General features: G+C 48.9%; 26 protein-coding genes. 20 read left to right on the forward strand and 6 right to left on the reverse strand.

Annotation, left to right across the window (positions count from 1 at the left end):
• Positions 1–179 precede the first annotated feature (179 nt).
• Positions 180–791 (forward strand): hypothetical protein, encoded by a 612-nt coding sequence (locus tag KCG43_RS20595; RefSeq protein WP_255558126.1) that lies wholly within the window; start codon positions 180–182, stop codon positions 789–791.
• Positions 792–914: 123 nt separating this feature from the next.
• Entirely contained in the window at positions 915–1538 is a 624-nt protein-coding gene (locus tag KCG43_RS20600) for a hypothetical protein (RefSeq protein ID WP_218387306.1), read from the forward strand.
• Between the two features lie 48 nt (positions 1539–1586).
• Here the strand turns inward: KCG43_RS20600 and KCG43_RS20605 are convergent, their stop codons facing one another.
• Positions 1587–2195, reverse strand: coding sequence for a sugar O-acetyltransferase (locus KCG43_RS20605; RefSeq protein ID WP_218387307.1), 609 nt, complete (start codon positions 2193–2195; stop codon positions 1587–1589).
• Positions 2196–2426: 231 nt separating this feature from the next.
• On the opposite strand from KCG43_RS20605, the gene KCG43_RS20610 reads away from it, so the two are divergent.
• From KCG43_RS20610 to KCG43_RS20645, 8 genes are all read left to right on the forward strand, one after another.
• Complete coding sequence (locus KCG43_RS20610) at positions 2427–3011, forward strand: DUF6151 family protein (RefSeq protein WP_218387311.1); 585 nt, start codon at positions 2427–2429, stop codon at positions 3009–3011.
• A 133-nt stretch (positions 3012–3144) separates the two neighbouring features.
• On the forward strand, positions 3145–4212 hold the full coding sequence (locus KCG43_RS20615; RefSeq protein ID WP_218387313.1) for an endonuclease/exonuclease/phosphatase family protein: 1068 nt from the start codon (positions 3145–3147) through the stop codon (positions 4210–4212).
• Between the two features lie 95 nt (positions 4213–4307).
• A complete protein-coding gene (locus tag KCG43_RS20620) occupies positions 4308–4907 on the forward strand; it encodes a DJ-1/PfpI family protein (protein ID WP_218387314.1) in 600 nt (199 codons plus the stop codon).
• A 3-nt stretch (positions 4908–4910) separates the two neighbouring features.
• The gene (locus tag KCG43_RS20625) at positions 4911–5660 is read left to right on the forward strand and encodes a PhzF family phenazine biosynthesis protein (RefSeq protein ID WP_218387315.1); all 750 of its coding nucleotides are present in this window, start codon (positions 4911–4913) and stop codon (positions 5658–5660) included.
• A gap of 36 nt (positions 5661–5696) precedes the next feature.
• Positions 5697–6200, forward strand: coding sequence for an ATP-binding protein (locus tag KCG43_RS20630; RefSeq protein WP_192016738.1), 504 nt, complete (start codon positions 5697–5699; stop codon positions 6198–6200).
• Positions 6197–6625, forward strand: coding sequence for a VOC family protein (locus KCG43_RS20635; RefSeq protein WP_218387316.1), 429 nt, complete (start codon positions 6197–6199; stop codon positions 6623–6625). The genes KCG43_RS20630 and KCG43_RS20635 overlap by 4 nt, the downstream gene beginning before the upstream one ends.
• Positions 6625–7041: an NUDIX hydrolase gene (locus tag KCG43_RS20640; protein WP_192016736.1), complete on the forward strand. Its 417-nt coding sequence runs from the start codon at positions 6625–6627 to the stop codon at positions 7039–7041. Before KCG43_RS20635 ends, KCG43_RS20640 begins: the two co-directional genes overlap by 1 nt.
• A gap of 64 nt (positions 7042–7105) precedes the next feature.
• Positions 7106–7594: a GNAT family N-acetyltransferase gene (locus tag KCG43_RS20645; RefSeq protein ID WP_218387317.1), complete on the forward strand. Its 489-nt coding sequence runs from the start codon at positions 7106–7108 to the stop codon at positions 7592–7594.
• On the opposite strand, the gene KCG43_RS20650 is transcribed toward KCG43_RS20645, so the two are convergent.
• On the reverse strand, positions 7557–8462 hold the full coding sequence (locus KCG43_RS20650; protein ID WP_330872794.1) for a LysR family transcriptional regulator: 906 nt from the start codon (positions 8460–8462) through the stop codon (positions 7557–7559). The genes KCG43_RS20645 and KCG43_RS20650 overlap by 38 nt on opposite strands.
• A gap of 116 nt (positions 8463–8578) precedes the next feature.
• Here KCG43_RS20650 and kynA point away from each other — a divergent pair, with 116 nt between their 5' ends.
• The 4 genes from kynA (at position 8579) to KCG43_RS20670 (ending at position 12222) form a co-directional block, all read left to right on the forward strand.
• Positions 8579–9457 carry a tryptophan 2,3-dioxygenase gene (gene kynA / locus KCG43_RS20655; protein ID WP_192016734.1) on the forward strand — a complete coding sequence of 293 codons (879 nt, stop codon included), beginning with the start codon at positions 8579–8581 and terminating at the stop codon, positions 9455–9457.
• Positions 9450–10079, forward strand: coding sequence for an arylformamidase (gene kynB / locus KCG43_RS20660; RefSeq protein ID WP_218387319.1), 630 nt, complete (start codon positions 9450–9452; stop codon positions 10077–10079). Before kynA ends, kynB begins: the two co-directional genes overlap by 8 nt.
• Positions 10080–10107: 28 nt before the next feature.
• Positions 10108–11349, forward strand: a complete 1242-nt coding sequence (gene kynU / locus KCG43_RS20665) for a kynureninase (RefSeq protein ID WP_218387320.1) — start codon at positions 10108–10110, stop codon at positions 11347–11349.
• Positions 11350–11607: 258 nt separating this feature from the next.
• Positions 11608–12222 carry an MliC family protein gene (locus KCG43_RS20670; protein ID WP_218387321.1) on the forward strand — a complete coding sequence of 205 codons (615 nt, stop codon included), beginning with the start codon at positions 11608–11610 and terminating at the stop codon, positions 12220–12222.
• Between the two features lie 37 nt (positions 12223–12259).
• Here the strand turns inward: KCG43_RS20670 and KCG43_RS20675 are convergent, their stop codons facing one another.
• Together KCG43_RS20675 and KCG43_RS20680 are read right to left on the reverse strand one after the other, a co-directional pair.
• Complete coding sequence (locus KCG43_RS20675; protein ID WP_218387323.1) at positions 12260–12631, reverse strand: hypothetical protein; 372 nt, start codon at positions 12629–12631, stop codon at positions 12260–12262.
• Between the two features lie 67 nt (positions 12632–12698).
• Positions 12699–14396, reverse strand: coding sequence for a BCCT family transporter (locus tag KCG43_RS20680; protein ID WP_218387325.1), 1698 nt, complete (start codon positions 14394–14396; stop codon positions 12699–12701).
• 97 nt (positions 14397–14493) lie between these two features.
• Here KCG43_RS20680 and KCG43_RS20685 point away from each other — a divergent pair, with 97 nt between their 5' ends.
• Positions 14494–14670, forward strand: a complete 177-nt coding sequence (locus tag KCG43_RS20685; RefSeq protein ID WP_192016728.1) for a hypothetical protein — start codon at positions 14494–14496, stop codon at positions 14668–14670.
• 114 nt (positions 14671–14784) lie between these two features.
• Here the strand turns inward: KCG43_RS20685 and KCG43_RS20690 are convergent, their stop codons facing one another.
• Together KCG43_RS20690 and KCG43_RS20695 are read right to left on the reverse strand one after the other, a co-directional pair.
• Entirely contained in the window at positions 14785–15453 is a 669-nt protein-coding gene (locus KCG43_RS20690; protein WP_218387327.1) for an SDR family NAD(P)-dependent oxidoreductase, read from the reverse strand.
• Positions 15454–15471: 18 nt separating this feature from the next.
• Entirely contained in the window at positions 15472–16629 is a 1158-nt protein-coding gene (locus KCG43_RS20695; protein ID WP_192016726.1) for a glycosyltransferase, read from the reverse strand.
• 393 nt (positions 16630–17022) lie between these two features.
• On the opposite strand from KCG43_RS20695, the gene KCG43_RS20700 reads away from it, so the two are divergent.
• The 5 genes from KCG43_RS20700 (at position 17023) to KCG43_RS20720 (ending at position 20227) form a co-directional block, all read left to right on the forward strand.
• The gene (locus KCG43_RS20700; protein ID WP_218387329.1) at positions 17023–17982 is read left to right on the forward strand and encodes a hypothetical protein; all 960 of its coding nucleotides are present in this window, start codon (positions 17023–17025) and stop codon (positions 17980–17982) included.
• A 535-nt stretch (positions 17983–18517) separates the two neighbouring features.
• Complete coding sequence (locus tag KCG43_RS20705) at positions 18518–19078, forward strand: hypothetical protein (RefSeq protein WP_218387331.1); 561 nt, start codon at positions 18518–18520, stop codon at positions 19076–19078.
• Positions 19078–19344 (forward strand): hypothetical protein, encoded by a 267-nt coding sequence (locus tag KCG43_RS20710; protein WP_218387333.1) that lies wholly within the window; start codon positions 19078–19080, stop codon positions 19342–19344. The genes KCG43_RS20705 and KCG43_RS20710 overlap by 1 nt, the downstream gene beginning before the upstream one ends.
• Positions 19345–19348: 4 nt before the next feature.
• Positions 19349–19738: a protein-export chaperone SecB gene (locus tag KCG43_RS20715; RefSeq protein WP_218387335.1), complete on the forward strand. Its 390-nt coding sequence runs from the start codon at positions 19349–19351 to the stop codon at positions 19736–19738.
• Positions 19739–19999: 261 nt separating this feature from the next.
• Positions 20000–20227 (forward strand): hypothetical protein, encoded by a 228-nt coding sequence (locus KCG43_RS20720; protein ID WP_218387337.1) that lies wholly within the window; start codon positions 20000–20002, stop codon positions 20225–20227.
• The last annotated feature ends 231 nt before the right edge of the window (positions 20228–20458 follow it).

Consider the following 20458-nt stretch of genomic DNA (forward strand, 5'->3'; position numbering starts at 1 on the left):
GGGGCCAGGCTCTGCTTTTGCTACAGAAGAAGAGGAAGACGATTTTTATAACAATTTGTAATTGATACTAACCAGGTGATTGATGTTGGCCCCTTCAGTGGGGCTTTAATGAAATATTCGCGAGATGTAATGATCTTTTACTCAGAGACTGTGGCTAGGTAAGTTCATCTGGAAATGACATGTACGAAAATAATATGAAATACGACAGTCAGTACTATATATTGAGAGAAAATCATGAATCAGGTGCATATATGCTCGGCCAGAATGAAGATTCAGATGAAGGATTAGAGCACCTAATGTCACTTCGATCGATTAAACGGCGTGTATTCGGACCCGGTATTGTAGAAGTGTTGGAGGGTGATTCTAGTAGATTTACTCCATGTGATTACCACGAAACAGCTGAACAATTAGTCTCAGAAAAATTTAAGCATGTTTTGTTGCCATTTAATTTACCTGGTGTTGATTTCTATCAAACAAATATAATATGTGATGATAGCATTTGGAAGGGACATTACTATATGCATATCTGGAATCATCACAAAGCAATCCATCATGGACGGTCAAAAATAGATGGCACTTATGTAGATGATGATTTTACGTTAGAGGTGTTGTCATTGGATGAAAATGTACTAGATAAAATCCCCCTAGAAAAACGATTAGTATTCACATTGGAAGAGAAGCCTAAATTTCTGTTCCATGAAACAGTTGTGCAAGCACTTCGTGAGGTAAATCTCACAGGTTTGAGTTTTCAGCGGGTAGATGAATGGTCAATTGGTTCGGCCTTTGAATAACAGACTATTACTACGATGGCTGCCATAAAATGTTTATGGTGGCCATATGTTTTTTCAATATTCTGGATTGTCAACTGTTTGAGAGATGGTCAATGAGAAGACGAATCGTGTGATGGCAAGAAAATGAAATATGATAGTCAGTACTACATGTTAAAAGAAAGTGGTCGTGCAACGGATTATATGTTAGATAAAATAGAAGGATCAGATGAAGGGTTGGGGCATTTAATGTCTCTATGGTCCTTGAAAAGGCACGTTATTGGACCGGGAAGAGTTGGTATTTCAGAGGGTAATCGTGCCAAATTTCAGCCGTGTGACTATCATGAAACCGCAGAGCAGTTGGTCTCTGAAAAATTCAGGCAAGTTCTGGCACCGTTTAACTTGCCTGGCGTGGATTTTTATCAAACCAATATCGTCAATGGCGATAAAATTTGGTCAGAACACTATTACATGCATATCTGGAATCATCATCAGGCGATTCATAAAAAACGAAGTGAAATAAAAGGAACTTATATTGGTAACAGATTTACTTTATTAAATCTTTCCTTAGATGAGAAAGTCCTGGATCAAGTGCCTTTAGAAAAAAGATTGGTTTTTCGATTGAGAGAAGACCCAACTTTTCTGTTTCATGAGTCTGTCGTTGCAGCCCTCAGTGCCGCTGACCTCAGTGGTTTAGGCTTTCGCCGTGTCGATAGCTGGTCGATCGGATCTGCCTTTGAAGAAGACGATGATATTGATGACGATTTGTAATAGAGAAAACGATATCCGTTGTCAGCAATGATGTTCAAGGGTGGGCAATTACGCTTTTAACCCTAATTGCTGATATAACGCCTGAATCTCTTCTTCTGTGGGTAACTGACCATGATCGATACGTCTGAGAACTTTGCACGGGTTACCGGCAGCGATCACATTTGAAGGGATGTCTTTTACCACGATACTGCCTGCGCCAATCACTGTGTTATCGCCAATCGAAACCCCTCCGAGCACAATGGATCCAGCACCAACCCACACATGATTGCCAATCGTGATGGGATCGCCACAGGCATAAGGTTGTACCCGTTCTGATAACAGCACCGGATGGCCGGCCGCACAAAGCTGAACGTTTGGGCCTATCAGCACATGGTCGCCAATAGTGACGGGTGCAATATCCAGCACAATCAGACCGTAATTAATAAACCCGCCTTTACCAATAGAGAGATTACTGCCCATATCGCAGCGAAAGGGTGGTTCGATATGTGTGCCCTGGCATTGTTTGAGGATCTTGTTCAGGATGTCTTGCCGTTTTTGCTGCTCACTGGGGCGCGAGTGATTAAAGTCGTACAGCGATTCTCTGCAGGCTATTTGATGATCAATTAACGCCTGATTGATTAACAGTTTGGTACTGAAATCGTTTAGCTTATCCGGCATTGACGTGTCTCTTTCACTGACAGGTTGTAACACTATAACTGAGCTCAGCCAAAATGTGTCTGACCGGGATAACGTTGAAATCGTCGAGTTGAGGAAATGTGGTGGAATGCACACTAATCAGGTTAAAAGATAGAGATGTGCGTATGATTGAATACGCTGGCTTTATATTAACAAGCAGACAAACCCGTCAGCGACAACACAATAAATCTCATTGATCAGGGAGAAAGGAGCATGGCGACAATTCAGCTGAGATGTGAATGCGGTGAGTTACATGGGACAGCAGAGGTGCCCGCGCCGTCGTCCGGCAACCGCGTGGTGTGCTATTGCAAAGATTGTCAGGCATTTGCCGAGCAGTTGTCGCCTGAACGGATACTCACGGCGCATCGTGGTACGGCGATTTTTCAGCTCAGTCCGGCCAGCGTGCAATGGACAAATGGCAGTGAGCACATTCGCTGTTTACGGTTGACACCGGAAGGCTTATTTCGCTGGTATGCCGGATGTTGCGATACGCCCATTGCGAACACCCTCAAACCTGGTTTTCCTTTTGTTGGCTTAATCGAAAAAGTGATATCAGCACAAGACAGAACCGAAGAGCGGCTTGGTCCGGTGCGTGCGCATGCCTACCCGCAACATGCCAACCCGCCATTACCTGAAGATATACTGCGGAATAATCGCGTCTGGCCAATGATGATTCGCGTAATGCTGAAAATCCTGGGCTGGAAACTGACCGGAAAAGGACGCCCGAACCCCTTTTTTGATCGCCAAGCTCAACCCATTAGCCAGCCAGAGATTGTGAGTAAAAAAGCGGATGAATGATGAGTCATTGTGAAGCGGATCTAGCTGAAATATCCCCAGTGTGAAAACACCTTCTAAACTCAATACTTAGGGCAGGAAGCACTACCTTCCTGCATGGGCCGAATGGTGAATGTTGGGTTTCAGAGCAAATGTTATGGTTGATGCGCTAACGTTTCTCACGTTGTTACTTGTTATTGCCACGCTGCTTCCCTTTTGGCGGCATCCGCACTGGCTGGTGCGCGGCTGGGATTTTCCTCGTCTGCAACTGGCGGTGTTTGCTTTGTTTCTGCTGATTGCTAATGCTTTTGCTCACGTACACTGGCTGGTTATTGTGGTGTGCTTTGTGTGTCTGGGCTGGCAGTTGTGGTGGATTTTGCCTTATACGCGGCTCTGGCGTCAGGAGGTGAAGACGGCGAACGGTGAAAACAGCCATAGGCGGCTGCGAATCATCACAGCCAATGTGCTGACACTGAACCATCAGGCGGATAAGTTAATCACATTGGTGCATCAGTATCAGGCTGATGTGCTGGTGACGCTGGAATCGGATGACTGGTGGCAGTCTCAGTTGGATACACTTGAAACTCAGCTACCTTATACCATGAAGTGCCCGCTGGATAATCTCTACGGCATGCATGTTTATGCCCGGTTTCCTTTAGAGGATACTAGTGTTGAGTTTTTGATCGAAGACGATGTGCCTTCCATGCATGCGTTGCTGGTGCTTCCCTGTGGCGAAAAAATCAGAATGCATTTTCTGCATCCAGCCCCGCCAAGCCCGACTGAAAATCCGGCCTCGGCAGAACGGGATGCCGAGTTGATACTGGTGGCACGCAGTGTATCCGGCAGCACACAGCCCATTATTGTGACCGGTGATTTAAACGATGTTGCCTGGTCGTCGACCACACGGTTATTTCGAAAGATCAGCGGCTTACTGGACCCGCGCGTGGGGCGGGGCATGTTTAATACCTTCCATGCCGACTATCCGTTTCTGCGCTGGCCTTTGGATCATATATTCCACAGCCACCATTTCAGACTTCGCCAGATTCAGCGTCTGCCGTCTATTGGATCGGATCATTTCGCTTTATTTACTGAGCTGTATCTTGAACCGTCTGCCGCACAAAAGGAGAACGGCCTGCAAGCTGAGACGGAAGATGAGGAGTGGGCGGAAGAGATTATTCAGGAGCAGAATGTCAGCGATGAAAATGTGCCGCGTCCAGGACAATGAACCGGGTGAATTCGGGCTGGCAACTGGCTGTTAAATCAGGGTAATCTGTCTTTCGTTAATCTAGCGTATCACTCCGCTTTGCAAAGGATGCTGCAATGAAAATAGCCATACTGACTTTCGAAGGATTCAATGAACTGGATTCGCTGGTTGCTTACTCAATACTGAATCGGGTGAAAAGCGAGAACTGGCAGGTGCAGATCACCAGTCCCACGCCGACAGTAACCTCAATGAACGGACTAACCATCTCCGCCCACCAACCTCTGGCCTACGCCAATCAGGCCGATGCAGTCATCATCGGCAGCGGGTCGCTGACCCGACAGATCGTTGCCGACCAATCACTATTGAGCACATTAACGCTGAGCCCGCAAAAACAGCTGATTGCTACTCAGTGTTCTGGTGTGCTGCTGTTGCCGGCATTAGGCATTTTGGATAACGCATCTGTCTGTACCGACCTGACCACTCAGCCCTGGGCGATGGACGCCGGATTAGTGGTGCTTGAGCAGCCTTTTCATGCATCCCAGTCGGTCGCAACAGCAGGAGGCTGTCTGGCATCTCAGTATCTTGCCACCTGGCTCATCGCGAAATTAGCGAGTGTGGAGGCTGCTAAAAACGCAATCCACTATGTGGCTCCGGTCGGAGAGAAAGAAGACACGGTAAATCGTTGTTTGTCTGTTGTTGAACCCTATCTGGACTGAAAGATGCATATTTATAATGTATTTGGTAAGCGCAAGGATGTGGGCGGTAATCTGATGGCGATCTCTGAAGTACCGGAAAATCCGATGGATTCTGGTATTCCTGTCACTGTTGTGATTTCGCCCAGCGAGCAAGCTGATGTTCGGTTTCGTTTCTTTTACCCGGACTCAAAAGAAGCGCCGATTTGCGGTCACGCACTACTGGGTGCGGCAAGCCATATTGCCCAGGCTGCGTTTCGTGTCGAAACCGGGGCGGGCATCAGCGACGTACGAAAATCCGGAGATGTGGTCAGCGTTAGTATGGCCTTGTCGACGGCAGTCACTCCCGATTTTACCGGTCAGCCTGAACCTGGCTGGTTTGGCCTGGAGGCCAGTCAAATCCTGAGTGCAGGAATTTTCAGTGCCGGTAAACCCAAATGGTGTATCGAACTGAAAGACATCTCCGCCCTGAACGCCGTCCGTTTTGATCTGGATGCACTGGCTGCATGGAATCAGGGGAAAAATTTCAGTGGCTATGTGTTGTATGTGTCCACGGGCGACGGCTGGCATGCCAGAGCATCTAACCCCTTGTATAACATTCCGGAGGATCCGGCTTGCGCGGTGTGCTGTGCGGCGCTGCCTTTGCCTTTGGAACAACCGGCTTTCGTTCACATGGGCTATCCGGAATACCCTAATCTGATCCACCTGGAGGCAACCGAAGGGCAACTATGGGTTGGCGGTAAGGTATATCGGTATGAACCGAGCGGAGCGGTCTGAATGCCTGAAGAGCAGGCTAACCACAAGGAGATGCGAATGACTGCGATTCCTACACTGCATTTTATGTGCGGTAAAATGGCGGCGGGAAAATCCACATTAGCGGCACAGATTGCCAAAACCCATCAGGCCGTGTTGCTGGTAGAAGATGAGTGGCTCAGCACCTTATACCCGCAAGAGGTTCGCAGTCTGGCTGATTACATCCAGTATTCAGAGCGGTTAAAGAAAACCATACAGCCGCATGTTCAGGATTTGCTCGCCAAAGGGATGTCGGTTGTGCTGGATTTCCCGGCCAATACGGTGTCGCAGCGTCAGTGGTTTACCGGCCTGATTGCCGCGACAGGTGTTGAGCACTGCCTGCATTATGTCGACAAACCAGACGAGGTATGCAAAGCGCAGCTGAAAATTCGCAGTCAGGATTTGCCTGCAGGCAGCCCGTTTACCACGGATGAAGCGTTTGATGCGATTACCCGTTTTTTTGAGCCGCCGCAAAGCAGCGAAGGCTTTATTATTCAGCAGTATAAGCAGGATACCTCCATATGAAACAGGCTATAGTGCATATTGCCCTGGTTGTCGGTGACTACGATGAAGCGATCGACTTTTACGTCAATAAGCTTAAATTTGACTTAATCGAAGACAGCTATCAACCCGAACAGGATAAGCGCTGGGTGGTGGTTTCGCCACCGGGTTCCAACGGCGTCACTGTGTTGCTGGCACGAGCGTCCACCCCTGAGCAGCGTAATTTCATTGGCAATCAGGCCGGAGGCAGGGTATTTCTGTTTCTGAGCACAGATGATTTCTGGCGAGATTATGAGCGTATGGTGTCCGACGGCATCCGGTTTGTGCGTCCGCCTCAGGAGCAGGACTACGGCACAGTCGCTGTGTTTGAAGACTTGTACGGCAACTTGTGGGATTTGCTGCAATTGCACCCGGAGCATCCCATGGCGAGAAGAGGAAGAGCAGAATAATGCAAAGAGAAGTACATGATTGCGTGTCATTTTTGCTGATACGCGGTGAAGAGGTATTGCTTGAACAGCGCAAGCTGAGCAAAGTGGTTGATCCTGGCCTGATGGCCATTCCCGGTGGGCATGTCGAAGCAGGAGAAAGCCTTGAGCAGGCGCTGATCCGTGAGGTTGCCGAAGAGCTGACGGTGACGCCGATTGCCTATTTTCCGCTGTGTACCTTGTATCATCCCACCACAGAGTTACAACGGCTGCATTATTATGTAGTGACAGACTGGACGGGTGAGCTGTCGGCACAGGAAGCGGAAGCGGTGATCTGGACATCTCTCCATGAACCGAACGCTGCTACCGTCGAGGCGGATAACATTGCGCTGGCGGAGTACAGACGTGTGATTTTACCTTTGTTGAAAGAACGGCGCTGATAGAACGGTGCAGAAAGAGCGACAGTAAACACATTGATTGGATTTTGGCAGCAAGGGGAAGCGCATGGCAATCAGAGTTATGACGGCAGACGATGCTGAAGAGGTCGAGGCATTAGTGAAAAGTGCGTTTCTGGCAAGTGCGGCAAAGCAACTCGCGCCGGCCGGTATCCATACTTTCTTTAAAGTGGCCTCAAAAGAAGCGCTCTTGCTTCGCCTGCAGGAAGACAACCTGATACTGGTGTATGAGCAGCAGGGCAAAATTATTGGTATGGCAGAACTCAAACAAGGGGCACATCTGGCGATGTTATTTGTGCTGCCGGATTGGCAGGGAAAAGGCATTGCGACTCAGTTGCTGCAGGTTTTACTTCAACAGGTTCGTCATGCTGAGCTCACCGTGCGTGCTTCACTGAATTCAGTCTCTTTTTATCAGGCGCAGGGATTTCAGAAAACGGGGGCGGCGGCAGAGCTTGCCGGCCTGCGATACCAGCCCATGTCACTGACAATGACCAGCACAGTTACAGCGCCGGCAGATCCGTCCGCTTCAGTGCTTTAGCAAAAGTCACTATGGGCGAATCTGAGCGTTCATCCTTCCGAATCAGGGCTTGCCAGTTCAGGTAGAGCCCTTGCTCTGTCACTCGGGCTGTCCGCAGCTCGCCGCTTTTCAGGTACGGCTTTATCACCCAGCCTGGCATAATCGTAATCCCCATACCTGCTCTGACAAATTCCACGACCGCTTCGGTCACACCAGCCCGGATGACTTTCGGCGGCAACAGGTGATTCGGACTGAACAGTTGTTCGTATTCACGTCCGGGACCGGGTGTGGTGTGGTAAGTAATGTAAGTGTCAGCGGCGATTTCCTGCGGTGTCAGCCAGGCTTTACCGGCATTCGGGTGGTCTTTATGCATCACAGCGATCATTTCATCCCGAAACAGTTTCAGCACCCGGAAGCCAGTCTGAGTCACCGTGCCAGAGACAATAGAAATGTCTATCGTACCGTTGCGTAACGCCGTAAACGGGTCGAGAGAGACATCGGGAATGATTTCGACCGAATAGCTGGGGAAGTCCTCATTAAACAGCTTAATAAAGGGCGGCAGCCAATGGTAACCGCCGTAGGCTTCATTACCTACCCGAATGACGTGCTCTATCCCCACCGACAGTTTGTCGATGTCGTTTTCAGCCCTTTCCAGCTCACTGAGTACCACAGTGGCAGATAACAGCAGCCGTTTCCCTGCGCTGGTCGGTATGAGCTTTTTATGCTGGCGGTAAAACAGCTCGGTATTTAACAATCGTTCTGCTTCGCGAATGCGATGACTGAGCGCAGATTGCGTCAGCCCAATCTGACTGGCTGCTTCAGACACACTACCTGCCTTTGCCACAGCCATTATCATTTGCAAGTGTCTTGTACTGATTTTTGTGGCCATAATGTATGAATAAAGTTAATGGTTTTTGAATATTTTATGAAATTTACAGTTAAAAAGCCGTCTCGTAAACTAATAAATGAATGGTCAATAGCCTCTGACAGGTAAGGAAATAGTGGATGAATAAAATGGATAAAAATCAGACTGCACCCACGCTGAAAGTGGACCTGGACAATGAAAAAGTGCATTGGGATCAGGACATGAGCTACGGGCAGTATCTCGCCCTGGGACCATTACTCTCCTGCCAGCACCCGGTTACCCAGCAGCACGACGAAATGCTATTTGTGGTCATTCATCAGGTGTCTGAACTATGGATGAAGCTTTGTCTGCATGAAGCCTATGGAGCGGTGGAGAATATTCGCAAGGACAAACTGCGCCCGGCATTTAAAATGATGAGCCGCATGGCACGCATTCAGTCTCAGATGCTGAACGCCTGGGAAGTGCTGGCAACCATGACGCCAGCCGATTATGCCAGCTTCCGCGATGAACTGGGCCAGAGTTCTGGTTTTCAGTCTTATCAGTACCGCGAACTGGAATTTCTGCTGGGTAATAAAAATGAGGCCATGATTCAGGCGCACCGCGCACACCCGAAATATTACGATCACCTGAAGTCCGTTCTCCATGCGCCAAGCATTTATGACATCACGCTGCAGTTGCTGAAAGCCCGCGGATTTGATGTGCCTGAGTCTCACCTCAACCGGGACTTCTCCCAGCCGTATCAGGCCAGCGAAGACATTGAACGCATCTGGGCGGAAATCTACAACAACAGCAACGAATACTGGGATCTCTATGAGCTGGCCGAAAAGCTGGTCGACATGGAATTCAATTTCCAGAAATGGCGTTTCAGCCACATGAAAACGGTTGAGCGCATCATTGGCTATCGTCGCGGCACGGGTGGCACTTCGGGGGTGAAATACCTCAACAAAGCACTGGAGCTGCAATTTTTCCCGGAATTGTGGTCGGTGCGTACCTCTATTGAAGGGCCGAAGCATGACTAAAATCTGGGATATTTCGCAAACGCTGCGACAGGGGTTACCGGTCTGGCCGGGAGACACGGCATTCTCTTCGTATTTCCACTGGGAAATGAGCGAGCAATGCCCGGTCAACGTTGGTCAGTTTTCCCTGTCGTGCCACTCAGGTACTCATGCCGATGCGCCTGTGCATTACGATGCACAGGGTAAAAGCATGGAAGCGGTCAGCCTGGAATATTACATTGGTCCGTGTGTGGTGATTGATGCTACCCAGGCAGTTGGCTGGGTAAAACCGCAGGATATTATTGATCAGCTGCCGGATCAGGTTGAGCGGGTGATTTTCAAAACCTATCTGCAGTTTCCGCACCATGAGTGGCGGTCTGATTTTACGGCGGTAGCCTCAGAGACAATCGATTTGCTCGCAGAGCGCGGTGCCTGCCTGATAGGTATCGACAGCCCGTCGCTGGATCCCCAGAGCTCGAAAACCATGAGTGCGCATCAAGCTATTAAGCGTCATCGCATGGCGATTTTAGAAGGCCTGGTATTGGATGATGTGCCTGCAGGACAGTATGAGCTGATCGCCCCGCCGTTAAAACTCGACTCACTGGATGCTTCCCCCGTTCGGGCACTGTTGCGCAGTGTTGCCTAGCCATTGGATAAGTCAGGAGTAATTGAACATGCAAACACTGAACAGAGCCTATTTTGAAACACTGGATCGCGATGATCCCCTGGCAGCGTATCGAGATCAGTTTGATTTACCCGCCGGGCATATCTATCTCAACGGCAATTCCCTGGGCGTGTTGCCTAAGGCGGCAAAAGAAAAAGCACGGCAAGTGGTGGAAGAGCAGTGGGGCCAGGGGTTGATCCGCAGCTGGAACACCCACGATTGGATCCGCATACCGCACCGGGTGGGAGATAAAATAGCCGGTCTGATCGGGGCAGACGACGGCGAAGTGATTGTGGCGGATTCAACCTCTGTCAACCTGTTCAAGATGGCAGCGGCAGCGGTAAAACTGAATGCAGGACGTCAAAAGATATTGTCTGAACCGGGTAACTTCCCGACGGATCTTTATATCTTGCAAGGACTGGAACAGTTTCTGGACGGCAAAGTGCGTCTGGTGACTGAGCATCGCGATAACATTCTGGATGCCATCGATGAAGACACGGCTGTCGTGGTGCTGACCCATGTGCACTACAAAAGTGGTGCCATGTTTGATATGGCGGCGATTACAGCCCGCGCTCACGAAAAAGGCGCCTTGGTGATCTGGGATCTCAGCCACAGCACAGGTGCAGTGCCTGTGCAGTTAAATCAGGTGGGCGCCGACTTTGCCATTGGCTGCGGGTACAAATATCTCAATGGTGGTCCGGGCGCACCGGGTTTTCTGTTTGTTGCCAAGCGCCATCAGGCACAGTTGCAACAACCACTGAGCGGCTGGTTTGGTCATGCGAATCCTTTTGCGATGCGCGATGACTATGAAGCGGCACCGGGTATTGCGCGCACTTTGTGTGGCACAACGTCAGTCGTCGGTGCCAGCCTGCTGGAAGTGGGGGTAGATATCATGGCCTCGGCTGACATGCACCAGATCCGAGAAAAATCCCTTCGCATGGGGCAGTTGTTTATTGAGCTGATTGAACAGCGCTGCAGTCAGTACGGCTTCGGGCTGGCATCGTCAAGAGATCCGGCGGTGCGGGGCAGTCAGGTTTCTCTGACCCATGAGCAGGGCTTTGCCATCATGCAGGCTTTGATTGCACGTAACATCATAGGCGATTTCCGTGCACCGGATATTCTTCGCTTCGGCTTCACACCGCTGTACGTTCGTTACGTCGATCTCTGGGATTGTGTTGATGCGCTGGTCGACATCATGGCGAACGATCGCTGGGATCAGGCGGCGTTCAAAAAGCTCACCGCAGTAACCTGATGTGCAGAGTTGCAGAATCTGTCAGGTCAACATTCTAAGCCATAACACCAAAACCAGTAGCATCAAACCCGTACACAGAAGCATTGAACTTGTTTTGCCGGAGAGGGTAAGCCGGCAGGACAACCTTACCTGTAAGGTAGAGACAAAGCCGGGATCTGTGTATGCCCCGGCTTTCTTGCTTCTTCCCGTTATACCTGACGGACAGCCTCTGATTGCCTATAGTTGATGGGGAGCAGGCTGATCCGTTCAGGAGTCCGGATGAAAATCAGAAAATTCAGAGTTGGCTGGGTGGTTTTCAGTCTCAGTGCTGCAGCTGTACTGGTATATCACCAGGTTAAAGCAGCACAGCCATCGTTTGATTGTACCGGCGTGGCAGATGGCAGTATTGAGGCGATGATTTGTCAGGACGAAGAATTAGCTGCGTTAGATAACCAGCTGTCTGAGGTCTACAAACGGGCGGTTGCCAAAGCCACCAATGAGCATCCCCCCACCTTGAAAGCAGAGCAAAGAGGCTGGGTGAAAGGCCGCAACGAGTGCTGGAAAGCCAGTGATAAAAAGCTATGTGTTGAGTCTGGATATCAACTGCGCATTGCTGAGCTGCAGGCCAGGTATGGCTTGATTCAGGCAACAGCCACCGTCACTTATCTGTGTACGGATCAGCCGGGAAGTGAAGTGATTGCGACTTACTTTCCTACTGACCCGCCAACGCTGATTGCCGAACGCGGTGACAGTGTCTCGCTGATGTATCAGCAGGAAAGCGCCAGTGGCACCAAATATGCCGGCCGCAATGAAAGCCTGTTGGAGCATCAGGGCGAAGCTATAGTCACCTGGGGATACGGTGCGCCAGAGCTACAGTGCAAGCTGCAACAATAGTCTGATATAGCATGAAGCCACAAGATAGGACTAACGCTTACAAAATGATGTACACCATAAAAGCACCGAAAAGCGCTGCAAATATTCCTGCAAACCGTCCCTGAATGTCGTTAAGATCAGCGGCCCAGCTGATGAGCTTTTTAAAGTTGACCCTGCCAAGAATTAACAGAAAAATCGCCGCAATAATGGATATCCAGCCGATGGCGGCGACCACAAAGGGAATATCGGTATTATCTGCATATTCAATTAACAGGTAGCCAATCAGTAATCGCACGGCAACCGCCACAAAATGCAGCCAGAGCTGTTTTTTGTGCCTGTCGATAAAGTCCAGAATAAGTCTGGGCTCAGCGGCAATAACCAAGCCTAAAAACGCAACAGCTACGCCTATCAGGCCAATAAGCAATCTCATATCCGCTCTCCTGTCATGGGAGAAAAGTCAGCAAGGGTCTGTGGCCTTTCCGGCCCAGAGACAAGGTTTACAGCCTTGACGGGTGGCTGTCCGGATCCCCCTCGATATGAGGCTTATCATCATGAGATACACCGTGCTCTTCCGGCCCTTCCTGATCCCAGGAACCCTCTTCAGTCCATGGGTCGTCATCTGGCAATTCTTCGATATAGATTTCTTTGTCCTCATAATCGGGTTGATAGCGAAGATCAAAGTGCGCTGCGCGAATAATGGAAATGCACAACAGCAAAGCGACGATAAGCAAAGGGACGCCCCCGATCACACTGGCTGTTTGCAGGGTATCCAATCCCCCGATGAACATCAGGGTAATGGGCATGACAGACAGTGCAAATGCCCAGAACAGACGATTCCAACGTGCCGGCTCTTCATCTATCTCTTTCTGCACGACAGCGGCCAGAATATAGGAAATAGAATCAAAGGTGGTGGCGGTGAAGATCACCGCCAGGATTGTAAAGGCGAGAATCACCAGTTTACTGAGGGCCAGGGTGTGCAGCATGGCGAAAATTGCAGTAGTGGCGCCCTGATTGTTCAGTATGGAAATAACATCTAACTGCCCGGAAAGTTGCAGATAAATGCCATAATTACCCATGATCATGAAAAACAGGAAACAGCCCAGGGTGCCGAAAAAAATCGAGCCGACAACCATGGCTTTTATGGTTCGCCCCTTGGAAATACGGGCGATAAACAGTCCCACGCTGGGCGCGAAAACCAGCCACCATGCCCAATAGAATATGGTCCAGTCCTGAGGGAAATGGGTGTCGGGAAATTGTCGGAACTGGGCAAATGGCTCTGTCCAGGTTGCCATCTCGAACAGGTTGTTGATCATTCGGCCCAGTGAATCCAGCCCGGTGTTCAGCATGAAGAGAGTGGGCCCGGTAATGAAAATGAACAGCAAGATGCTGACGGCCAGCCACATGTTGATGTTAGAGAGTAACTGGATGCCTTTTTTCAGACCGGCATAAGCGCTGTAACCGAAAATGGCGGTACAGACAATCAGCACCACTATGCGGGTATAGAGGTTATTTGGCACGCCAAGAAGCTCGTGGACGCCCTGATTAATTAAGGGGGCGGCAAGGCCGAGGGTGGTTGCCCCGCCTCCCAGCATACCGAAGATAAAGAACACATCAATGAGTTTGCCCAGCCATCCGCGCGCCCGTTCTTCCCCCAGAACCGGCATTAACGCTTCACTGATTTTCAGAACACTGTGGTTACGAACATAGTAGAAATAGGCAATAGGTAACGCAGGGATCAAATAAATAGACCAGGCCAGCGGTCCCCAGTGAAAAATGCCATAGGTGACTGCCCATTTGGCGGCTTCGTGCGTACCGCCGGGAATGTCGAAAGGCGGGGTCTGAAAATAGTAAGCCCATTCAATCATTGACCAGTAAAGAATCGACGCGCCAATACCAGAGCAAAACAGCATCGCAGCCCAGGAAAAAGTGGAAAATTCCGGGTTTTCCTCAGGGGTGCCCAGTTTGATCTGGCCGATATCACTGAAGGTGATGTACACCATAAAAAGAAACGCACCAAGGCCGAGAATCAGGTAGAGCACGCCAAGCTGATCGGTCACAAAATCTTTGGCGCTCAGCACCCAGGCTGCTCCCGCTTCGGGAAAGAAGACTAAAGGCAAGGTCACAGCAAATAGCAGGAAGAGGGAACCGAAAAAGGTAGGTTTATCTATGATGTCATTGAATTTGGTGGACGACATCGCGGCCTCCGCACAAAAAGGGTGTGTGATTCGTCCGTGAATTGGGTGGTATATGAGTCGTATTGTTAATTCTTAGAACATGACGTCCGGAAAACCAATGCCGATCCATAGTGCCGATTACGAGCTTATTATAGTCGAGCTGTCAAACAGCGTTGATTCAAAGGCGATTCCCGCCGGCTGTGTTTGGCTGTTGCTGGTGGATTATGTCAACTCGGAACTGGTCGCTTCAGTGCAGCGGGCGGTTGAGACCTTATTCAATATTTCAGCCTTTTAAACAACGCGGGTATAACCGTTTACTTACATGCCGGAAAAAGCGGCCGGAATCTATCGCAAGCCGCCAGTCTGGTCAGCCTGCGAAAGAGAGTGCGGATAAAGAGTGCTGGTTGGATCAATAACGATTGATAGTAATATCAGAAATATAACCGTGTTCAGCATGTTGCAGCGCTTTTTTTAACATGGCGGCGGTTTCTTCAGGTGTCATGAAACTGCTGATATCCATCTCTTTACCACTGCTGGCCCAGAATTCGGTTGCCATGCCGCCAGGGTACACCCCAACCAGTTTCATTGGTTTGCCTGCCAGTTCCAGCCGGGCTGATTCCACCAATCCCTTTACTCCCCATTTGGCAGCGCAATAGGTTGACTCGCCGGCTTTCGCCACCTGAGCCGCTGTCGACATAACAATAGCGCAGGTCAGGGGAGTATTACGGTAGCGTTGAATCGCTTCCCGCAGGAAATAGGTTGCAGACAGCAGGTTATTGCTGATCAACTGCGCTATGGCGTCGGGCTCTTGTTTCTCCAGCGAGCCGAAATAGCCACTGCCCGCACAGAAAATAATGGTCTCAGGTGCTGATGGCAGTTTATCGAACAGAGATGACACCGAGCTGGCATCTGAAAGATCGGCAGTAAGGGTGCAGATATTGGCAGGCTGACATTGACGGGCGATGTTATGTAAGCGCTCGTCGTTTCGGCCTGTCAGTGTCAGCGTGTGGCCATCGGCAGCATAAGAGGCAGCCAGAGCTGCACCCAGTCCACTGCTGGCTCCTGTGATCAGAATCATTGTTATCCTCTGCTTTTATCAGGGTTTATTCGGCAAAGTATAGCGATATTTTGGTTGACGGGCAGGGTTGGTAGCATGCTGATGGTTATCAATATAAGGTGGGTTTTCCTGATAACACAGCGCATCGTAAGCCTCGGCCATGGTGCGAACATCGTGGTGTTGCAAAATATAGCGGCGAGGGCTGATGCTTGGTTTCTTAAGCAGCGCAGTATGGATTTGGTAAATAAGCGTCCGTTCATCGTCAGTATTGAGCGGGATACCATTTAACGGACAAAGGACATCGCTGCAGGCTCCCATATCGGTCAGTGCCGCAGGTATTCCACAGGATTGTGCTTCAAGGGGAGAAACAGAATAGTCCTCCTCTTCAGAGGTAATACAGAACAGATCCAGCGCCTGATAAAATTCCGACATGTTTTCGACATGGCCCATGAAATGAACACGGTGGCTCAGCGATAGCTTTATTGCCAGCATATGCAGCGATCGCGCCAGACCACCTTCCCCTGCCAGGGTCAGATGCACATTCTCCGGTAAATGACTCAGGGCATGTATCAATAAATGATGCCGCTTTTCCGGGATCAGTCTGCCTGCTGTGCCTATGATTTTCGCCCCTGTGGGTAAGCCCAGCCTGAGCCGGGCTAGGCCCTGATTGCCAGGCTGGAATCGCTGAGTATCAACACCGTGCGGAATCGTGGTGATATCCCGGCCGCTAAGAGATGTTTGTAACCTGTCATTCATTCTGCCGCCGCTGGTAACCACCACAGGTTGCATACAACTCAGAGCCATTTTCAGCAAGCGCGGGTGTTTAGGTTCTTCTTCCAGCCAGTTGTCGTACTCGCTGTGTATTAAGGTTTTGACGCCGGCCAGCCTGGCTGCAATACCTGCTTGATATAAAGCAGTGCTTTGATGGGTATGCACAACACCTGCGTTGTATGCACGAAACAGTTTTACCAGAGTGCGGATAACGTTTGCAGCCGTTTCAGATTCTGCATCAAGGAAGATCAGTTTATCGATGACATTTTTCAGGTAAGGCCACCTTTCAAGTGATTCACTCATCGTCCCTTCCAGACAGACGATAAAGCGTCTTTGCCGCAAGGCAGAGAATTGCTGAATGTTCACTGCAGTAATGCCCACCATTCCCGGTGTTAAGTGCTTTACAACCTGAATAACAGCATTCATAGCGACCGCCTTACAACACCTGCCTGTATAGGATGAAGCAAGAGTTATACCAGTAATAATGCGGCTGGAGGCGCCTGTTAGTGTCTGGGGCAGACTGCGAATCGGGTGATATTCGCATTCTGCAAACCAAGTTGGGAATGGCAACTGAGATTGAAATCAATGTGAAATTTATCAATGAAGGATGACATTAACCACATGTCTGCATTTCTTGTCCTGCTGGTGTGTTTTTCTGGTCTAAGCTGGAAAGAGTTTTTCCAGGCTCAGGGTGTCTGCTTAGTGGTTAAAGCTGTTTGACAATGTATGGATCAAGGGCTACGGAATAAGCGTTATGGAACAAGGACAGGCAGTGGCATCGCTCTGCCACAATTATCTCAGTTCAGGAGAAAAATACGCATGGCTACCATTAGTGTAAACACATCGAATCAAACAGAAATCACGCTTAAGAATGATGCTGAGTCCAGCAGTCAAGTCGCTCTGGCGGCATTCAACGGCAGGGTATACATGGCTTATCGTGGCTGGGGGAGCTCTAAAAGCCTGTATATATGCTCCACTGCCGACGGGGTTAGCTGGTCTCAGCAAACGGATATTACCGATGATAATGGCGCGAAAACCCAGAATAGCCCTGCGCTGGCGGCATTCAATGGCAGACTGTATCTGGCCTATCAGGGCTCAGGTTCCGATAGCATTTATATCTGCTCAAGTGCAGATGGCGTCAATTTTGGTGATCAAACAAAAATCACCTCACAGAATGATGCTGAAACCGATTCCCAGCCAGCACTTGCCGCATTTAACGGTCGGCTTTATTTGGCATACCGGGGAGAGGATTTATCGAATAGCCTTTATGTTTGTTCATCGGCAAACGGTACCGACTGGGATTCACAGGTGAATGTCAGCGACCAGAATGGCGCGGCAACCACAACAACAGCCGGCCCATCGTTAGCGCCTTTCAACGGGAAACTGTTTTTAGGCTGGGAAGGGGCGGGAGGAACGGCAATTAATGGTTCGGCCATTTACGTGTGCTCTTCTTCTGACGGGCTAGAGTGGGGGCCGCAAACCAACCTGGAAGATGCAAACGGGGCAGAAGGCTATGACGGAGTGTCGCTGGCGGCAACCAGTGATACTTTATTCGCGCTCTACCACGGTGCCCACACCGCACAGCTATATGGTTGTGCTTTTAATGGCACATCCTGGAGTACCAATCAGATTGATTTTACAGAAGCCAATGGAGCGGGATCTCAGTGCGGCCCTGCCTTAGCAGCATTGAACAATACGTTTTATGCTGCCTATCCCGGCATATTACCTTCAAATGATCTGTGGGATTTCACTTTTACAGTGAACTGGAACAACGCGTAAAACTAATCTGCAGACAAACAAAAAGCCCGTTCTTTCGAACGGGCTTCTCTGTATGGTGCGTCTGAGTGGACTCGAACTGCTGACCTTTATCATGTCAATGAACTGGATGCCACGGCCATGAATGAGCTGGGGTTCTGTATCAGTTGGTGTTGTCGGAAATTCAGTTTCTGGTCATCAATGCGGTCACCGCATCTGCGACAGCGAAGGTGTGATCCGATCCCGTTGCGTGAAAATCGGCGAGGGCATCGCCCTGTGTCGGTGTAAGCGATGGGTGAGTGTGCCGTTAAACTCCTTATTAAAGCCATAAATGCATGATATTAATGGGTTAAATTTTAATTTAACTAAATCTCAAAACTATGACTTATGTATCAAAAAGTTATGCGCTAAATTGACTATTGTTTGACGATGGTCGATAGTAGGCAAGGAACTGAATTTTACTTAATCTTTTGTCTTAGAACTGGTGATTTTTTGACAAAGCGGTTCTTGTAGAGTAATTTTCGCGGCTTAACATGTATAATTAATAATGAAACCTGATATGAGTTACGAGTTTGTTGGATATCATGGAACCGATTCGAACTGTGTAGCTTCAATCCAAGAGCAAGGTTTCGCTTTGAGTAAAAATCCCGATGATTGGCTTGGGTGTGGGGTGTATTTCTTCGCAGAAGGGATTAGCGAGCCTATACCAAATGCCATTGAATGGGCGAAAAACCAAGCTTATGATAGCCGGACAGGGTCGAACAAGTATGAAAGTTATACAGTTCTAGAGGCTGCGGTTACAGGTGTTAGGGTCTTAAACACCACGACGAATGAAGGGTTGAAGGTTTACAATGTGCTTAGAGATGCTTTGTTGGAAAAACACAACAAGTACTTCACAAAGAACAGAAGGTTTAAAGATGATGATCGTATAATGTGGGATCTTGTTGCTTTGAATATGAGTCTTGATGTGGTTATTCATAACTTGTATATAAAAAACAAGATGCAGCGAGTAAAGAAAATTTGTTCTAATGTTCCAAATACGACCGTTATGTGCGTGAAAAATAGTTCTTTAATTGATAGGAATTCAGTTAAGGAAGTGGCAAAAGGGGAGGTATGCTAATGGATTTAGATAAAATGCTAGCTGATGCGTTAGCTAGAATTCAGGCATTGAGTGTAGAAGAGTTTGAACAGGATTGTAAAAAATTCGGTTATGAACCAGTACGTAGATCTGCAATCAAGATGTCTGGAACTGTGGAGGTTGATTGGCGAAGCTCTGACATGAAGGTAAGCTATCGACATAACAAAAGTATAACATTAAAGAGCCAAACTTCTGAGGAGTTTGGCTCCTCTTTAACTAACGATAATTATTTTTCTTTGGCTGCATAAAATCATGAAAATTCAACTAAAAAATACTAGAGTTGAAAAACTTAATTTTGTTTTTGATGATTCTATCGAAGACGATGATTTTTCATTTGCATTTGCAAATGGTTTTGTAGAGGAAGATGTGAATTTTTTTGTCGTAAAGTTTGATATAAAATTAACATCGACCCAAGGTTATAGACTTGAGCTTGAATACGTAGCAGAGTTTAATACAGATGAACCTGTGAACATTGAATTTAAAGAGTCGATGTTTCCAATAGTAAATGCTCCTGCCATTGCATATCCTTATTTGAGAAGTTATGTCAGTATTGTAACTTTAAATTCAGGGTATGAGCCAATAATTCTCCCAACTGTGAATTTTCAATCACTAGCTTCAAATCCTGACAGGGCTGTTAACTAAACGACGTGACATCCCCAAAATGCGCAGTTAAGCTCATAAACATAACAGCAAAATCTGTTATCTGGATTGGCGTCTTTTTTGTTGGGCGTCGCTCGCGCGCACCTAAGAAAAGCTGTATTCTATGGTAGCTCGGGCGGGGGCGACTTCGGTCGCGCCGGTATCCTTTTGGCTGGTTACGCCAACCCTGTCCGAGTTGCCACCATCGCGAGTGTTGGCGTCTCCGATTGGTAACATAGCGTTGTGATCAAAAGGAGACATACTATGTCTATAAATTCAGCTTCTGCTTTCCAGGCAATCAACAAAGATCCGCACACCTTAGTTCTCGAAGCCCGGGAAATGATTGGCGGATTAGCCGCAATCTCAGGCCCGGTTGAAACCCTCACCGCTGATCAACTCTTCTACCAGTTCTCCGCCATCAGCGATAAGCTGGATATTGCCCTCATCAAATGGAGGCGGAATGATGTAACAGGCCAATGTCACCGAACTTGAACCAAAACGACTTGATGCCATGTACCAGGAACTGGCGGGGCCATACCCCGTCGTCTGCGAATGCGGCCACTGCATCTCCACTCACAGGCGTCATCCGCTCCCGCTGCGTCAAAGTCGCAGGGGGCGTAGCGCTGTGCAGGTGTAAAGGGTGGGTGGAAGTGCCGGTGGGGATGAGCTTTTACTAATGTGATCGGAGTAAGCAAACGCCAGAAATGGCGTTTGCTTCTGAAC

This window comes from Photobacterium sp. WH24 (assembly GCF_019204055.1).
Lineage (GTDB): Bacteria > Pseudomonadota > Gammaproteobacteria > Enterobacterales > Vibrionaceae > Photobacterium > Photobacterium arenosum.

Coding starts and splice junctions, on each gene's coding strand:
- KCG43_RS20595 (WP_255558126.1), top strand. CDS start 180: ATGTACGAAAATAATATGAAATACGACAGTCAGTACTATATATTGAGA.
- KCG43_RS20600 (WP_218387306.1), top strand. CDS start 915: ATGAAATATGATAGTCAGTACTACATGTTAAAAGAAAGTGGTCGTGCA.
- KCG43_RS20605 (WP_218387307.1), bottom strand. CDS start 2,195: ATGCCGGATAAGCTAAACGATTTCAGTACCAAACTGTTAATCAATCAG.
- KCG43_RS20610 (WP_218387311.1), top strand. CDS start 2,427: ATGGCGACAATTCAGCTGAGATGTGAATGCGGTGAGTTACATGGGACA.
- KCG43_RS20615 (WP_218387313.1), top strand. CDS start 3,145: ATGGTTGATGCGCTAACGTTTCTCACGTTGTTACTTGTTATTGCCACG.
- KCG43_RS20620 (WP_218387314.1), top strand. CDS start 4,308: ATGAAAATAGCCATACTGACTTTCGAAGGATTCAATGAACTGGATTCG.
- KCG43_RS20625 (WP_218387315.1), top strand. CDS start 4,911: ATGCATATTTATAATGTATTTGGTAAGCGCAAGGATGTGGGCGGTAAT.
- KCG43_RS20630 (WP_192016738.1), top strand. CDS start 5,697: ATGACTGCGATTCCTACACTGCATTTTATGTGCGGTAAAATGGCGGCG.
- KCG43_RS20635 (WP_218387316.1), top strand. CDS start 6,197: ATGAAACAGGCTATAGTGCATATTGCCCTGGTTGTCGGTGACTACGAT.
- KCG43_RS20640 (WP_192016736.1), top strand. CDS start 6,625: ATGCAAAGAGAAGTACATGATTGCGTGTCATTTTTGCTGATACGCGGT.
- KCG43_RS20645 (WP_218387317.1), top strand. CDS start 7,106: ATGGCAATCAGAGTTATGACGGCAGACGATGCTGAAGAGGTCGAGGCA.
- KCG43_RS20650 (WP_330872794.1), bottom strand. CDS start 8,462: ATGGCCACAAAAATCAGTACAAGACACTTGCAAATGATAATGGCTGTG.
- kynA (WP_192016734.1), top strand. CDS start 8,579: ATGAATAAAATGGATAAAAATCAGACTGCACCCACGCTGAAAGTGGAC.
- kynB (WP_218387319.1), top strand. CDS start 9,450: ATGACTAAAATCTGGGATATTTCGCAAACGCTGCGACAGGGGTTACCG.
- kynU (WP_218387320.1), top strand. CDS start 10,108: ATGCAAACACTGAACAGAGCCTATTTTGAAACACTGGATCGCGATGAT.
- KCG43_RS20670 (WP_218387321.1), top strand. CDS start 11,608: ATGAAAATCAGAAAATTCAGAGTTGGCTGGGTGGTTTTCAGTCTCAGT.
- KCG43_RS20675 (WP_218387323.1), bottom strand. CDS start 12,631: ATGAGATTGCTTATTGGCCTGATAGGCGTAGCTGTTGCGTTTTTAGGC.
- KCG43_RS20680 (WP_218387325.1), bottom strand. CDS start 14,396: ATGTCGTCCACCAAATTCAATGACATCATAGATAAACCTACCTTTTTC.
- KCG43_RS20685 (WP_192016728.1), top strand. CDS start 14,494: ATGCCGATCCATAGTGCCGATTACGAGCTTATTATAGTCGAGCTGTCA.
- KCG43_RS20690 (WP_218387327.1), bottom strand. CDS start 15,453: ATGATTCTGATCACAGGAGCCAGCAGTGGACTGGGTGCAGCTCTGGCT.
- KCG43_RS20695 (WP_192016726.1), bottom strand. CDS start 16,629: ATGAATGCTGTTATTCAGGTTGTAAAGCACTTAACACCGGGAATGGTG.
- KCG43_RS20700 (WP_218387329.1), top strand. CDS start 17,023: ATGGCTACCATTAGTGTAAACACATCGAATCAAACAGAAATCACGCTT.
- KCG43_RS20705 (WP_218387331.1), top strand. CDS start 18,518: ATGAGTTACGAGTTTGTTGGATATCATGGAACCGATTCGAACTGTGTA.
- KCG43_RS20710 (WP_218387333.1), top strand. CDS start 19,078: ATGGATTTAGATAAAATGCTAGCTGATGCGTTAGCTAGAATTCAGGCA.
- KCG43_RS20715 (WP_218387335.1), top strand. CDS start 19,349: ATGAAAATTCAACTAAAAAATACTAGAGTTGAAAAACTTAATTTTGTT.
- KCG43_RS20720 (WP_218387337.1), top strand. CDS start 20,000: ATGTCTATAAATTCAGCTTCTGCTTTCCAGGCAATCAACAAAGATCCG.